Here is a 13,818-nt window from a genome sequence, read left to right as displayed (position 1 = left end):
AGGTGCCCATGAGGATCACGATGCTGACGTTCGGCACCCGCGGCGACGTGCAGCCGCTGGTCGCCCTCGGTCGGACCCTGCGCGGGCGCGGCCACGACGTGCGGATCGGCACCGCGCCGGCGTTCCGCGGCCTGGTCGAGGACGCCGGCCTCGACTTCCGGGCCGTCGAGCCGCCGCCGGGGATGCGCCCGGACCTGTTCAGCCAGCCCCGGATGAACGCCGCGCTGCGCAAGGGGCCGTCGTTCGTGCGCACCGTGCGGTCGGTGCAGCCGCCCACCGACGACGAGGTGGTGACGATGTTCGAGGGGATGCGCGCCGCGAGCGCCGACGCCGACCTCGTGGTGACGGCCCCGTTGACGCACATCGCCGGGTTCACCGACCCCGACCGGCCGTGGTGCTCGGTGTCCTGGATACCCATGACCCCCACCCGTGACTTCCCCGCCTACCAGGCCCGGCCGCGCCCGTGGGGCGGCGGCTACAACAGGCTCACCCACTGGTTCTTCGACACGTTCCAGTGGACCTCGATGAGCTGGATGGCCAACAAGTACGTCGAGCGCGTCGGCGGCGCGGCCCTGAAGGGCAGGTCGCGGTTCGCCGAGATCGGCCGTGACCGGCCGCTGCTCTACCCGTTCAGCGAGGTCGTGGTGCCCCGGCCCGCGGACTGGCCCGGGCAGGCGCACGTCACCGGCTACTGGTTCCACGACCGGGAGTGGTGGACCCCGCCCGCCGACCTGGCCGACTTCGTCGCGCAGGCCCCGCCCGTCCTGCTCACGCTGGGCAGCACGTGGCCGGTGCACGACGCGGACCGCACCGTGGACTGGGCCGTCGACGCGGCCCGCGGCGCGGGTCGGCCGCTGGTGGTGGTCGGCGGCAACGACCGCGCGCTGCCCGACGACGTGTTCCGGGCGACCGAGGTCGACTACAACTGGCTGATGCCGCGCTGCGCGGCGCTGGTGCACCACGGCGGCTGCGGCACGGCCGGCTCGGCGCTGCGCGCGGGCATCCCGCAGGTCACGATCCCGGCGGTGTTCGACAACCCGTTCTGGGCGCGGCGCATGCACGGGCTGGGGGTCGGCCCCGCTCCCCTGCCGCTGCACCGCCTGACCCGTGACGGCCTGGTCGCCGCGGTGGCCGAGGCGGTCGCCGACGACCGGATGCGCGAGCGCTCGGCCCGGCTGGGCGAGGCGATGGCGGGCGAGACGGGCCTGGCGACCGCCGCCGACGTGGTGGAGAAGTACCTGGCCGGCACCGGGGCCGCCGCGTGATCGCGATCTTCGGCGCGGGCACGATGGGGGCCGGCATCGCGGCGCTGGCGCTCGGGCACGGGGTGCCGGTGACCCTGGTCGACCTGGACCGGGCGACGGTGGACGACGCCGCGACGCGCGTGCGCGGCCACCTGCGCCACGGCGCGCTCCTGGGCTCGTTCCCCGACGTGGCACCCGGTGGGCTGACCACCGCCACCGACCCGTCGGCCGCCGCGGGCGCCGAGCTGGTGATCGAGGCGATCGTCGAGGACGCGCACGCCAAGGCCGAGCTGCTGGCCGGGCTGTGCGGGATCGTCGCGCCGGGCACGCCGCTGGTGTCCAACACCTCCGGCATCCCCATCGACGAGCTGGCGCGGGCCGTCACCGACCCGGCCGACCTGGTCGGCGTGCACTTCATGAACCCCACCTGGCTCATCGGCACCGCCGAGGTGGTGCGCGGGGACCGCACCGGCCGGCCCGCCCTGGACGCCGTGCTGGCCCTGCTGGAGCGCCTGGGGCGCAAGGCGGTCGTGGTCCGCGACGCGCCCGGCTTCGTCACCAGCCGGCTGCTGCACCCGATGATCAACGACGCGGCGCGGGTCGTGCAGGAGGGCACCGCGACCGCCGAGCAGGTCGACGAGCTGATGCGCGGCTGCCTGGGCCACCCCACCGGTCCCCTGCTCACCGGGGACCTCATCGGCCTGGACAACCTCGCCGACGCGCTGCGCGCGCTGGCCGACCGCACCGGGATCGCCTCGCACGCGCCGTGCGAGCTGCTGCTGGCCAAGGTCGCCGCGGGTCACCTGGGGCGCAAGAGCGGCCAGGGCTTCCACGACTACAGGAAGGTGCTGTCGTGACGGTCGAACCGATCTCGGCGGACATCGCCGGACCCATCACCGCGTTCCTCGCGGAGCGCACCAAGGTCGACGTGCCGCCGGACCAGGACCTGTTCGCCTCCGGCCTGGTGTCGTCGATCTTCGCCATGGAGCTGATCGTCCACCTGGAACAGACCTTCGACATCGCCATCACCGGCTCGGACCTGCGGTTGGACCACTTCCGCACGGTCGACCGGATGACCGGGCTGGTCACCCGGCTGCGGGCCGGTGCCTGAGCCGGCCGACCCGCGCGCGCTGGTGGACGACCTGGTCGCCCCGCACGCGGGCGACTGGGACCTGGCGGGCGCGGTGCCGCGGGAGGTGCTGCGCGCGCTGGGCGGGGCGGGGCTGCTGTGCCCCGGGGTGGACGCCCGCCACGGCGGGCTGGGCCGGGACAGCCGGTGGACCGGCGAGTTCACCGCCCACCTGGGCAGCCGGTGCAGCTCCGTGCGCAGCGTGCTGACCTCGCAGTCGATGGCCGCCGGCACCATCGCCCGCCTCGGCGACGCCGAGCAGCGGCGCGAGCACCTGCCCCGGCTCGTCTCGGGCGCGCTCGCCGCCGCCGCGTTCAGCGAGCCGGGGGCGGGCAGCGACCTGTCCGCGATGACCACCGAGGTGCGCCGCGACGGCGACGAGGTCGTGCTCACCGGCCACAAGACGTGGATCACCGCCGCCTCCTACGCCGACCTGGTCGTCGTGGTCGCCCGCCAGGACGACGGCGCGTCGGCGGTCGTGGTGCCCGCCGACGCGCCCGGCGTGGTGATCACCCCGGTGGCCGCGCCGAGCGGGTGCCGGGCCGCCGGGCACGCCGACGTGCGCCTGGACGGCGTGCGGCTGCCCGCCTCGGCCGTGCTGGGCGGCGGCGGGCAACCGCTGCCGCTGCTGGTCACGGCCGCCCTCCAGCACGGCCGGATGTCGGTGGCGTGGGGCTGCGTCGGCATCCTGCGCGCCTGCCTGACCGAGGCGTCCCGGCACGCGGCCGTCCGCGAGCAGTTCGGCGTGCCGCTGGCCGAGCACCAGCTGGTCGCCCGGCACCTGGCCGAGCTGCTGGTGGCCGAGCGGTCGGCGACGCGCGCCTGCGAGCACGCCGCCGACGCGGTGGACGCCGCCTCCCCCGACCAGGTGGTGGCGGCGGTGCTGGCCAAGCACACCGCCGCGACGCTGGCCGCGCGCGGCGCCGCCTCGGCCGTGCAGGTGCTCGGCTCCGCGGCGGCCCACGACGGGCACCCGGTGGCGCGGGCGCACCGCGACGCCAAGCTCATGGAGATCATCGAGGGCACCAGCGAGATCTGCCAGCTCATCCTCGCGCGCCACGCCGTCGCCGCGGCGCGCTGACCCTCCCGGGAGGACTCCGGTGGACCGATCGACCGCGCTGGTCAAGTGCCTGGTGTGGGACCTGGACAACACGCTGTGGCAGGGCACCCTGCTGGAGGACGGCGGTGGTGTGCTGCGCGAGGACGTGCTGCGCACCGTCACCGCCCTCGACGAGCGCGGCGTGCTCCAGGCCGTGGCCAGCCGCAACGACCACGACCACGCCTGGGCGCGGCTGGAGGCGCTCGGCGTCGCCGGGTACTTCGTGGCCGCGCGCATCGGCTGGGGCCCGAAGTCGGCCGCGGTGCGGGACATCGCGGAGGAGCTGGGCTTCGCGCTCGGCACGATCGCGTTCGTCGACGACCAGCCGGCCGAGCGCGCCGAGGTCGCCCACCACCTGCCCGAGGTGCGCTGCCTCACCCACGAGGACGTGCCCGGCCTGCTCGACCTGCCCGACTTCACCCCCGAGGCGGTCACCGAGGACTCGCGCCGCCGCCGCGCCAGGTACCAGGCGGGGCGGCAGCGGACCCACGCCAAGGAGGAGTTCGCGGGCGCCGACCAGGACTTCCTGCGCTCGCTGGAGATGCGCCTGGGCATCCGCCGCGCCGGACCGGACGACCTGACCCGCGTCGCCGAGCTGACCCTGCGCACCAGCCAGATGAACGCCACCGGCGTCCACTACCCGGACGCCGCGCTGCGCGAGCTGCTCGACGACCCCGCGCACGAGGTGCTGGTGGCCACGATGGACGACCGGTTCGGCGCGCACGGCGCGATCGGCGTGGTGCTGGTCGAGAAGCACGACCGGGTGTGGCGGCTCAAGCTGCTGGCCACCTCGTGCCGGGTGGTCGCGTTCGGGGCGGGCGCGGTGATCCTGACCTGGCTGGCCGACCAGGCGTACCGGGCGCGGGTGCACCTGGTCGCCGACTTCCGGCGCACCGACCGCAACCGGGTGATGGAGGTGGCCTACCGGTTCTCCGGCTACACCGACGACCCGTGCCCGTGCCGCGCGGAGATCGGCGCGGAAATCGACGCGGACACCACCGGGGACGGCGACGGCGCCGGGGACCGGGACGGCGACGGCGCCGGGGAGGTGCAGCGCCTGCACCTGGTGCCCGCGCCGCAGCCGCCGCCGGCGACGATGGCCCTGTACGCGCCCGAGCTGATGACGGCGGCGGTCCGGTGATCAGCGCGCGCGGGTTGACCCGCGACTACGCCACGCGGCGCGGCGTCGTGCACGCCGTGCGCGGCGTGGACCTCGACGTGGCCGCCGGGGAGATCGTCGCCCTGCTCGGCCCCAACGGCGCGGGCAAGACCACGACCCTGCGGATGCTGACCACCCTGCTGCGGCCCAGCGCCGGCGCCGCGCGGATCGCCGGGTGCGACCTGGTGGCCGACCCCACCGGGGTGCGCCGCCGCATCGGCTACGTCGCCCAGCACGGCGGGTCGGCCCCCGACTGCCGGGTGCTGGAGGACCTGGTGCTCCAGGGCCGCATCCACGGCCTGGCCAAGGCCGAGGCCCGGCGGCGCGCGGAGCGGCTGGCCGCCGAGCTGGACCTCAACGGCCTGGGGGGCCGGGTGGGCAAAACGCTGTCGGGCGGGCAGCGCCGCCGCCTGGACCTCGCGCTCGGGCTGATCCACGAACCGCGGCTGGTGTTCCTCGACGAGCCCACCACCAGCCTGGACCCGCAGAGCCGGGCCAACCTGTGGCAGCACATCCGCCGGCTGCGCGAGGAGCGCGGCATCACCGTCGTGGTGACCACGCACTACCTGGACGAGGCCGACTCGCTGGCCGACCGCGTGCTGGTGGTCGACCGGGGCCGGGTGGTCGCCTCCGGGTCGCCCGACGAGCTCAAGCGCGCCCTGGGCGGCGACACCCTGCTGCTCGGCGTGGACCGGGTGGACGACGCGGTGCGCTGCCTCCGGGCGCTGCCCGACGTGGGCGAGGTCCACGCCGGCGCCGACGGCGTCCGCTGCCGGGTCCGCGACGGCGGGACCGCGCTGCCCACCGTGCTGCGGGCGCTGGACGCGGCGCGCGTGCCGCTGAGGTCCGTGCAGATGCACCGGCCCACGCTCGACGACGTGTTCCTCGACCTCACCGGCCGCGCCCTGCGCGAGGCGGGCGAGGCCGGCGGGACGGCGCCGACCGAGGAGGCCGACAGTGTTGCGTGACACCGGGCTGCTGTTCCGCATGGAGCTGCTGCCGTCCCTGCGGAACCCGGGCCTGATGGCCGTGGCCATGACCCAGCCGCTGTTCTTCCTGCTGCTGTTCGGACCCCTGATGGAGAAGCTCGTCGGGGCGATGCCGGGGTTCCCGCCCGGCGACAGCTGGACCGTGTTCACCCCGGCCCTGATCATCCAGCTGGCGCTGTTCAGCGCCTCCTTCGCCGGGTTCACGCTGCTGTCGGACCGGCAGAACGGCCTGCTGGAGCGGTTGCGCGTGACGCCGGCGAGCGCGGTCGCGCTGCTGCTGGGCCGGACGCTGACCAACACCGTGCACACGGTCGTGCAGTCGCTGCTGATCATCGGCATCGCGGTGCTGCTGTTCGACCTGACCGCCACCCCGGTCGGCGTCGGGATGATCCTGCTGGTCGCGGCGCTGCTGTCGGTGGCCCTGGCGTCGGCCTCGCAGGCGCTGGCGCTGGTGCTGCGCAACGAGGAGGCGTTCCTCGGGCTGATCAACACGGTGCTGATGCCGCTGCTGCTGCTCTCCGGGATGCTCATCCCCATCACCACCGGCCTGGCGCCGCAGTGGCTCTACACCCTCTCCCGGCTCAACCCGCTCACGCACGTGGTGGACGCGGGCCGGGCCGGGTTCCGCGGCGACCTCGCCTTCTCCGCGCTGTCCACCGGCATGGTGCTGCTGGTCGTGATGGCGGCGGCGTCGGTGTGGTGGGGCGCGCGGACGCTGCGCCGCGACGACGCCTGAGCCACCCTCCCCCGCGGAACGGGGGTCGGGAGCGGTGATCCGCTCCCGACCCCCGTTCCGCACCGCTCAGAGCCGGTCGAGCACGTCGAGCAGGGACTCGATCACGTGGTCCTGCTCCCCGGTGGGCAGCGAGGGGTACATGGGCAGCGAGAAGATCTCCTCGGCCAGCCGCTCGGTCACCGGCAGCGAGCCCTCGCCCAGCCCGAGGTGGGTGAAGCCCCGCTGCCGGTGCACCGGCCACGGGTAGCTGATGTTGAGCTGCACGCCGTGCTCCCGCATCCCCTCCATGATCTTCTCCCGCAGCGGGTGCCGCACCACGTAGACGTAGTAGACGTGGTCGTTGCCCGGCGCGAGGGCGGGCAGCACGAGCCCGGTGCCCCCCAGCGCCTCGGCGTAGCGGGCGGCGACGGCGCGGCGGCCGGCCACGTAGGCGTCCAGGCGGGTCAGCTTGCGGGTCAGGATCGCCGCCTGCACCTCGTCGAGCCTGCTGTTGTACCCGGGCGTGGAGACGACGTGGTAGACCTTCTCCATGCCGTAGTAGCGCAGCCGGCGCAGGTTCGCGTCGACCTGCGGGTCCGAGGTGATCGTGGCGCCCGCGTCGCCGTAGGCGCCCAGCACCTTGGTGGGGTAGAAGGAGAACGCCGCCGCGCGGCCCGTGGCGCCCGCGAGCACCCCGTTGCGCCGCGCCCCGTGCGCCTGCGCGCAGTCCTCCAGGATCGGCAGGCCGTGCCGGTCCGCGATCGCGGTCAGCGCCTCCAGGTCCACGCACTGGCCGTACAGGTGCACCGGCAGCAGCGCGCGGGTGCGCGGCGTGATGGCCGCCTCCACCTGGTCCACGTCCATCAGGTACGTGTCCTCGTGCACGTCGACGAACACCGGGGTCGCGCCCACGGCGTCGATCGCCACGACGGTCGGCGCGGCGGTGTTCGACACGGTGATCACCTCGTCGCCCGCGCCGATGCCCAGCGCGCGCAGGCCCAGCACGAGCGCGTTGGTGCCGTTGTCGACGCCGACGCAGTGCGCGACGCCGTGCCAGGCGGCGAACGCCTCCTCGAACCCGGCGACCGCCGGGCCCAGCACGAGCTGCCCGGAGCCGAAGACGGCGTCCACGGCGGCCAGCAGGTCCTCCCGCTCGGCCTCGTACTCACGCAGGTAACCCCAGACGTAGTGGGTGGTTCCGGACACCGGTTCCCCTTTCAGGCGGCTAGCAGGCACGCGAACAGCGTCCTGGCCTGCACGTTGATGTAGTGGCTGTGCTGGAGCAGCTCGGCGAGCTGGTGCGCGGTCAGCCAGTGGAAGCCCGGCGGGGCCTGCGCGGGCACCGACTCGTCCTCCACCACCAGGTAGCGGGTGCGGGCGTGCAGGAACCGGCCGCCCTCCTCGGACAGCACGGTGTCGAAGCGGACCTTCGCCGGGTCCGGGTCGAGCACCAGGTCCAGGAAGCGCGGTCGGTGCCCGGCCGGCACGTGGGCGTAGTTCGCCGGGGTGGCCTGCACGGTCGGCGCCAGCTCCACCGTGTCCAGGTAGCCGGGTTCGACGTGCGCGTTGACCAGCACGTGCAGCACGCCGTGGAACTCGCGCACCAGCAGCGCCGCGATCCCGGTGCCGACCGGTTCCAGCAGCGGCTGCTGCCAGGACGACACCTCGCGGCTGTTGGCCACCACGTCGACCGCGACGACCTTGAAGTAGCGGCCCTCCACGTGCGCGATCTCGTAGTCGGTGCGCTTCCAGTCCGCCACCGCGCACAGCGGGATGCGGCGCGCGAGCAGTTCGTGCCGGGCGTGCATGCCGGTGATCCAGCTCAGCACCTCGGTGGTGGTGTGCAGGCCGCCCTCCTCGGCGCGGCGCGAGCGGCGCAGCGCCTCGGCGAACGGGGTGGGACCCTCGCCCTCGCCGCCGCCGTAGGGCAGGCACGACAGCACGGTGCGCGCGTCCATGCTGACCAGGTCGTCCTCGCGCAGCAGGTCCAGCAGCTGCCCGAGGGTCAGCCAGCAGAAGTCCTCGCCCGCCTCGACGTCGTCGCCGACCTCCACGACCATGTTGCGGTTGCGCTTGCGGTAGAACCACGCGCCCTGCTCGGACTGGAGCACGTCGGCCAGCACGCGCGACGGCTCGGCCTCGCGGAACAGCGGCAGGTAGGGCACCTCCGCCCCGCCGTGCACGCGCGTGTAGTTGCTGCGGGTGGCCTGCACGGTCGGCGACAACTGCACGCCGTTGACGTTGCCCGGCTCGTACTTGGCCTGCACCAGGCAGTGCAGCACGCCGTCGATCTCGCGCACGGCGATGCCGAGGATGCCGATCTCGGGCTGGTTGATGATCGGCTGCGCCCACTCGCGGACCGGGCCGCAGTCCGTGGTGACGTGGATGCCCTCCACGGTGAAGAACCGACCGCTGACGTGCCCGAGGTTGCCGGTCTCGTGGGCGAAGCCCCACCGGTCCATCGACGTCAGCGGCACCCGCCGCACCTCCTGGCACTGCGCGCGCCTGCGGTCGGCCAGCCACGCGCGGAACCCGGCGTCGTCGAGCACCCCGCCCTCGCGGGCCCGCAGGGACCGCTCCAGCCGGGAGGACCGGCTCGGGTCGGCCCGGCGCAGCTGACCGGGTTCGACGACTGGGTGCACGGTTCCTCCTCGGGGGGCGTGCCCCTGAGGATCGCTGCTCGCGCACTAGGGAAATCCCGAGATCGGAGCTCCTAGGCTGGGGCGCGTCGTCGAAGTCGTGGGAGGCGCCCGGCCGTGGCACACATCGCGTTCTTCTCCATCCCGGCCCACGGCCACATGAGACCGCCGCTGGCCGTGGCCGCCGAGCTGGTCCGCCGCGGGCACCGGGTGAGCTTCGCCGCCACCCCGGGCTTCGCCGGGGCCGCCGCCGCCACCGGCGCGACCGTCGTGCCCTACGAGACCCGGATGGCCGAGTGGTTGGGACCAGGCCAGGCGGCCAACGCCGACCAGGACGCCAACGCGCTGGCCTGGTCGACCGTGCTGTTCTTCGTCGAGAGCGCCCACCTCACCGCGTGCGCGGAGCGGGCGTTCGCCGGGGACCGGCCCGACCTCGTGGTGCACGACATGTCGCTGGCCCCGCTCGGCCGCGCCCTGGAGCACGCCTGGGGCTGCCCGGCCGTGCAGTCGACGCCGTCCATGGCCTCCAACCGCTACTACTCCCAGCTCGACGCGCTGCTCAAGGCAGGCGGTGTCCGGCGCGGCCACCCGGCGCTGGTGGAGCGCCGCAGGCTCGCCGCCGCGTTCGCCGCCGAACGCGGCCTGCCCGACACCCCCGAGGCGCTGGTCGGCTGGGCGGCCGACCGCGCGCTGGTCTACGTGCCCCGGGTGTTCCAGATCGCCGCAGACACCTTCGACGAGCGCACCGCGTTCGTGGGCCCCTGCCTGGGGGACGACGACCTGGAGGGCCGCTGGGAGCCACCGGACGACCGGCCCGTGGTGCTGGTGTCCATGGGCACCACGGTCAACGGCGATCCCGGGCTCTTCCGCGAGTGCGCCGACGCGGTCGCCGACGCGCCCTGGCACGTGGTGCTCGCCCTCGGCGGCGGGGTCGCGCCGGAGGCGCTGGGCGAGCTGCCGCCCAATGTGGAGGCGCACGCGTGGGTGCCGCAGCTGGCGGTGCTGGAGCACGCCGCGGCCTTCGTCACCGCCGGCGGGCTCAACAGCCTGATGATGGCGCTGCTGACCGGGGTGCCCGTGGTCGCCGTGCCGCACATGTCCGAGTCCCTGCTGCTGTCCCGCCGCGCCGCCGCGCTCGGCGCGGGCACCGTGCTCGCGGGCGGGGAGGCCACCGGCGCCCGCCTGCGCTCCGCCGTGGCGGCCCTGCTGGCGGACCCGACCACGACCACCGCGACGCGCGCCCTGCGCGAGCGGACCCGCGCCGCGGGCGGCACGGGAGCCGCCGCCGACGCCCTGGAGGCCCACCTGCCCGCCACCGCCAGGAGTGGACCCTGATGGAGATCGTCGGCCGCGGTTTCGTGGCGCGCAACCTGTCCGGCGTGGCCCACCGCCACCCGCACGCCCTGGTGCTGGCCGCGGGGGTGTCCAGCACCAGCGTCCTGTCCCGCGAGATGTTCTCCCGGGAGGCGGACCTGGTCCTCGACGCCCTCGACCGCTGCCGCCGCGCGGGCTCGACCCTGGTGTTCTTCTCCAGCGCCTCGCACGCCATGTACGGCACCACGACCACCCACCCCGCGCCGGAGGACGTGCCCACCACCACCGATTCCCCCTACGGCAACCACAAACGCCGCATGGAAGCCCTCGTGCGCGACTCCGGCGTGCCGTGGCTGGTCCTGCGCATGAGCCACGCCATCGGCCGCTGGCAGCGCGAGCACCAACTGCTGCCCAATTTCGTCAAGCAGATCGGTTCCGGCACCGTCAAGCTCCACGAGGGCACCTACCGCGACCTGGTGGACGTGCTCGACGTCGTGCACGCCGTGGACGCGCTGCTCGACCTCGGCGTGCGCGACGAGGTCGTCAACGTCGCCTCGGGCACCCCCCGGCCGGTGGCCGACCTGGCGCGCGCCATGGCCCACCGGATGGGCGCCACCCCGGTCTACCAGGTCGTGCGGGTGCCGCCCGTGCGCACCCTCGTGTCGGTGGACAAGCTGTGCGACCTGGTCCCCGCCCTGGGCCGGGTGCGCGAGCCGGGGTACGTGGAGGACATGCTCGACCGCTACATCGGCCACTACTGGCCCACACCCGCGCCCGCCTGACCGCCGCGCACCCGCGATTTCCCGGCGGGTCGTCCGCATTCGGAATGCGTGGGTTCCGGACCGGCGGGCCACCTCACCGGAAATACCGGGAACGCAGTGGTCAGAACATATCCATCACCACCTGAAAGCGTGAAGATGTCCACCGGCACGGCCACCGATTCCCGGTGCGGCCTACACTGGCTCGGGTAAATTCGGGTTTTGTGCCGGAAAGGACGTCCTGCGGCGTGATCCAGCGGCTGTGTGCTGTGACCGTTCTCCTCTGCGCGGCGGTCGGGGGGTGTTCGTCGCCCGCGGGGCAGTCCTCGCCCGAGAGCGCGGTGTCGCCCGGCCCGACCTCGTCGAGCGCGTCGAGCGCGCCCGCTCCGGCCGTCGAGGTGGACGATCCCGCCGTCGCGCCGGAGTTCGCCCGCCTGGAGTCGGTCCACGACGCCCGGCTCGGGGTGTACGCCGTGGACACCGGGTCGGGGCGCGCGGTCGCGTACGGGGCCGACGAGCGGTTCGCGTACGCGTCCACGTTCAAGGCGTTCGCGGCGGCGCTGGTGCTGGCGGACACCACGCCGGCGCAGTTCGAGGAGCCCGTCCGGGTCGAGGCCGCCGACCTGCTCGCCAACTCCCCCGTCACCGAGACCCGGGCGGGCACCACGATGACGTGGCGCGAGCTGTGCGACGCCGCCGTGCGGTACAGCGACAACACGGCGGGCAACCTGCTGCTGCGGCGCCTCGGGGGTCCCGGGGGGTACGACTCCGCCCTGGGCGAGCTCGGCGACGACGTCACCTCGGCCGACCGGTACGAGCCGGACCTGTCCTCGGCGGTGCCGGGCGACCCGCGCGACACGAGCACGCCGAGGGCGATGGCCGACAACCTCCGGCAGTTCGCCCTCGGCGAGGCGCTGGACGACGCCGACCGCGAGGTCTTCCTCGGCTGGCTGCGCGGCAACACCACCGGCGCCGCCGTGGTCCGGGCCGGCGTGCCGGAGGGCTGGGTCGTCGGGGACAAGACCGGCACCGCGTCCTACGGCGGGCGCAACGACATCGCGGTGGTGTGGCCACCGGACCGGGACCCGATCATCATCGCCGTGATGACGAGCAGGGACCGCCAGGGCGCCGACCAGGTGGACGCGCTGATCGCCGACGCCACCCGCGTCGTGGTGCGGGTCCTGGCCGAGAGCTGAGAGGCGGGGCCGCTCCTCAGCGGACCCGCTCGAACCACGTGTCGCCGATGACCATGTCGTCGACGCCCCGGGACTCGCAGTACCGCACCAGGTCCGAGGTGCGGTTGATGAAGCCCTCCCCGTTGAAGTTGAGGGACGTGTTGCACAGCACGCCCGCCCCCCGCTCGACCGCGAACGCGCTCAGCAGCCGGTGCAGGCGCGGGTTGCCGGACTCCCGGACGGTCTGGACCCGGGCCGAGCCGTCCACGTGGGTCACCGCCCGCACGCCGCTCGACTCCCGCACCCGGCGGAAGTACAGCATGTGCGGGTCCTCGAAGGTCTCGTGGAAGACCTGCCCCAGGTCCTCGACGCGGCAGACCGGGGCGATCGGCCGGTAGTCCTCGCGCTGCTTGATGTCGTTGAGCCGGTCGCGGGTGCCCGAGCCGAACGGCTCGGCCAGGAGCGACCGGTTGCCCAGCGCGCGCGGGCCGATCTCCCAGCGCCCCTGTACCCACGCCACCACGCGGCCCGTCGACAGCGCCCGCGCCAGCTCGGCGTCGTCGAGCCGGCGGGACCGCCACGTGGCCGGGTCGGGGCGGGCGTCCTCGACGAAGTCCAGCCCGCTGTAGACGCTCCAGTCGATGTGCGGGTCGCCCGTGCACGCCGTCAGCGCGTCGATCGCCGTGCCCACCGCGGAACCGGAGTCGTTCGTGCAGGGCGCGACGAACACCGACGAGAAGTAGCCGAGGTCGGCCCAGGCCCGGTTCCAGTCGCAGTTGAGCCCGCAGCCGCCGGAGATGTAGAGCGGGCTGCCCTCGGGCAGCTCCGCGCGGGCCACGGCCGCGAACGCCTCGAAGACGCGCGCGGTGAGCAGGGCGGCGGCCGTCTTGCACTCGGCGGACTCCACGCCCGCGTTGTGCAGCACCGTGCCCTGGTACTCGACCTTGGGCGCCGGGTACATCGAGTCCTGCTTCAGGATGCGGTCGACCACGTGCACGATCTCGGGACCGGCCTCCGCGGCGTCGCCGAAGGCGGCCAGGGCCATCAGCTTGCCCGCGTCGTTGAGGCGCGGCTTGCCGCCGGTGTCCGGGAACGTCGGGTCGGCGAGGCCGAACAGGAACGAGTACCGGGCGCCCGGTCCGCTCATCACCGGCACCCTGCGGGTGATGCGGTGCTCGGCGTCGACGACGTAGAAGGCGCCCACGTCGCCCTCCCAGACCAGCACGGTCCGCTCCGGCGCGCTGCTCCGCTCCCCCATGCCCAGCGCCATGTAGACGTGGGAGCGCTCGTGGGTGGAGCTGAAGTAGGTGACCTCCTTGCCGAAGAAGCGGGACGTGCCGATCTGGGGTTCCTGGATGCCGGTGTACCCGGCGCCGGTGCGGACGACGCCGCGCGGGCGCAGGTCGGCCCACCCGCCCAGGGCGACCACGTCGGGGATCTCGCCGAGGTGCTCGGCGATGTCGAGGACCGTCGTCGGCAGCAGGGGCGAGTACCGGGGGCGGGAGTCCTTCTCCGACTCCAGCGAGAAGAGCAGCTCGCGGTCACCGATGGCGGCGATCGCGCCATCGTGCCCCGGCTTGACGGCGACGACGAGCAT

The 13,818-nt window shown here is 74.3% G+C and carries 13 protein-coding genes; 10 read left to right on the top strand and 3 right to left on the bottom strand.

Annotated elements, in window-relative coordinates:
• The first annotated feature begins 8 nt into the window (after positions 1 to 8).
• The 7 genes from ACFP3R_RS21230 to ACFP3R_RS21200 are packed head-to-tail and all read left to right on the top strand — an operon-like array spanning position 9 to position 6,356.
• Positions 9 to 1,265: a glycosyltransferase gene (locus ACFP3R_RS21230; RefSeq protein WP_380638102.1), complete on the top strand. Its 1,257-nt coding sequence runs from the start codon at positions 9 to 11 to the stop codon at positions 1,263 to 1,265.
• Positions 1,262 to 2,101: a 3-hydroxyacyl-CoA dehydrogenase family protein gene (locus ACFP3R_RS21225; protein ID WP_380638101.1), complete on the top strand. Its 840-nt coding sequence runs from the start codon at positions 1,262 to 1,264 to the stop codon at positions 2,099 to 2,101. Before ACFP3R_RS21230 ends, ACFP3R_RS21225 begins: the two co-directional genes overlap by 4 nt.
• Entirely contained in the window at positions 2,098 to 2,355 is a 258-nt protein-coding gene (locus tag ACFP3R_RS21220) for an acyl carrier protein (protein WP_380638100.1), read from the top strand. The genes ACFP3R_RS21225 and ACFP3R_RS21220 overlap by 4 nt, the downstream gene beginning before the upstream one ends.
• Positions 2,348 to 3,454, top strand: coding sequence for an acyl-CoA dehydrogenase family protein (locus ACFP3R_RS21215; protein ID WP_380638099.1), 1,107 nt, complete (start codon positions 2,348 to 2,350; stop codon positions 3,452 to 3,454). The genes ACFP3R_RS21220 and ACFP3R_RS21215 overlap by 8 nt, the downstream gene beginning before the upstream one ends.
• Positions 3,455 to 3,473: 19 nt before the next feature.
• Complete coding sequence (locus ACFP3R_RS21210; RefSeq protein WP_380638098.1) at positions 3,474 to 4,613, top strand: HAD-IIIC family phosphatase; 1,140 nt, start codon at positions 3,474 to 3,476, stop codon at positions 4,611 to 4,613.
• Positions 4,610 to 5,599 (top strand): ATP-binding cassette domain-containing protein, encoded by a 990-nt coding sequence (locus tag ACFP3R_RS21205; protein ID WP_380638097.1) that lies wholly within the window; start codon positions 4,610 to 4,612, stop codon positions 5,597 to 5,599. The genes ACFP3R_RS21210 and ACFP3R_RS21205 overlap by 4 nt, the downstream gene beginning before the upstream one ends.
• Positions 5,589 to 6,356, top strand: coding sequence for an ABC transporter permease (locus ACFP3R_RS21200; RefSeq protein ID WP_380638096.1), 768 nt, complete (start codon positions 5,589 to 5,591; stop codon positions 6,354 to 6,356). Before ACFP3R_RS21205 ends, ACFP3R_RS21200 begins: the two co-directional genes overlap by 11 nt.
• A 66-nt stretch (positions 6,357 to 6,422) precedes the next feature.
• Here the strand turns inward: ACFP3R_RS21200 and ACFP3R_RS21195 are convergent, their stop codons facing one another.
• Together ACFP3R_RS21195 and ACFP3R_RS21190 are read right to left on the bottom strand one after the other, a co-directional pair.
• Complete coding sequence (locus ACFP3R_RS21195) at positions 6,423 to 7,541, bottom strand: DegT/DnrJ/EryC1/StrS family aminotransferase (RefSeq protein ID WP_380638095.1); 1,119 nt, start codon at positions 7,539 to 7,541, stop codon at positions 6,423 to 6,425.
• An 11-nt stretch (positions 7,542 to 7,552) separates the two neighbouring features.
• Positions 7,553 to 8,977, bottom strand: coding sequence for an NDP-hexose 2,3-dehydratase family protein (locus ACFP3R_RS21190; RefSeq protein WP_380638094.1), 1,425 nt, complete (start codon positions 8,975 to 8,977; stop codon positions 7,553 to 7,555).
• A gap of 114 nt (positions 8,978 to 9,091) precedes the next feature.
• Between ACFP3R_RS21190 and ACFP3R_RS21185 the strand changes: the two genes are divergently transcribed.
• The 3 genes from ACFP3R_RS21185 to bla all read left to right on the top strand — a co-directional run bounded on the left by ACFP3R_RS21185 (position 9,092) and on the right by bla (position 12,242).
• On the top strand, positions 9,092 to 10,309 hold the full coding sequence (locus tag ACFP3R_RS21185; protein WP_380638093.1) for a macrolide family glycosyltransferase: 1,218 nt from the start codon (positions 9,092 to 9,094) through the stop codon (positions 10,307 to 10,309).
• Positions 10,309 to 11,070: an NAD-dependent epimerase/dehydratase family protein gene (locus ACFP3R_RS21180; RefSeq protein WP_380638092.1), complete on the top strand. Its 762-nt coding sequence runs from the start codon at positions 10,309 to 10,311 to the stop codon at positions 11,068 to 11,070. The genes ACFP3R_RS21185 and ACFP3R_RS21180 overlap by 1 nt, the downstream gene beginning before the upstream one ends.
• A 245-nt stretch (positions 11,071 to 11,315) precedes the next feature.
• A complete protein-coding gene (gene bla, locus ACFP3R_RS21175) occupies positions 11,316 to 12,242 on the top strand; it encodes a class A beta-lactamase (RefSeq protein ID WP_380638091.1) in 927 nt (308 codons plus the stop codon).
• Positions 12,243 to 12,258: 16 nt separating this feature from the next.
• Here the strand turns inward: bla and ACFP3R_RS21170 are convergent, their stop codons facing one another.
• On the bottom strand, positions 12,259 to 13,818 hold the full coding sequence (locus ACFP3R_RS21170; protein ID WP_380638090.1) for a carbamoyltransferase C-terminal domain-containing protein: 1,560 nt from the start codon (positions 13,816 to 13,818) through the stop codon (positions 12,259 to 12,261).

The organism is Saccharothrix lopnurensis (assembly GCF_042658445.1).
GTDB classification, from domain to species: Bacteria; Actinomycetota; Actinomycetes; order Mycobacteriales; family Pseudonocardiaceae; genus Actinosynnema; species Actinosynnema lopnurensis.
Note: the sequence above shows the minus strand (reverse complement) of the source record. Positions and strands in the feature narration are given on the sequence as shown.

Excerpts from the sequence above, each read along its gene's own strand:
- ACFP3R_RS21180 (WP_380638092.1), top strand. The coding sequence starts at position 10,309 with ATGGAGATCGTCGGCCGCGGTTTCGTGGCGCGCAACCTGTCCGGCGTG.
- ACFP3R_RS21230 (WP_380638102.1), top strand. The coding sequence starts at position 9 with ATGAGGATCACGATGCTGACGTTCGGCACCCGCGGCGACGTGCAGCCG.
- ACFP3R_RS21170 (WP_380638090.1), bottom strand. The coding sequence starts at position 13,818 with ATGCTCGTCGTCGCCGTCAAGCCGGGGCACGATGGCGCGATCGCCGCC.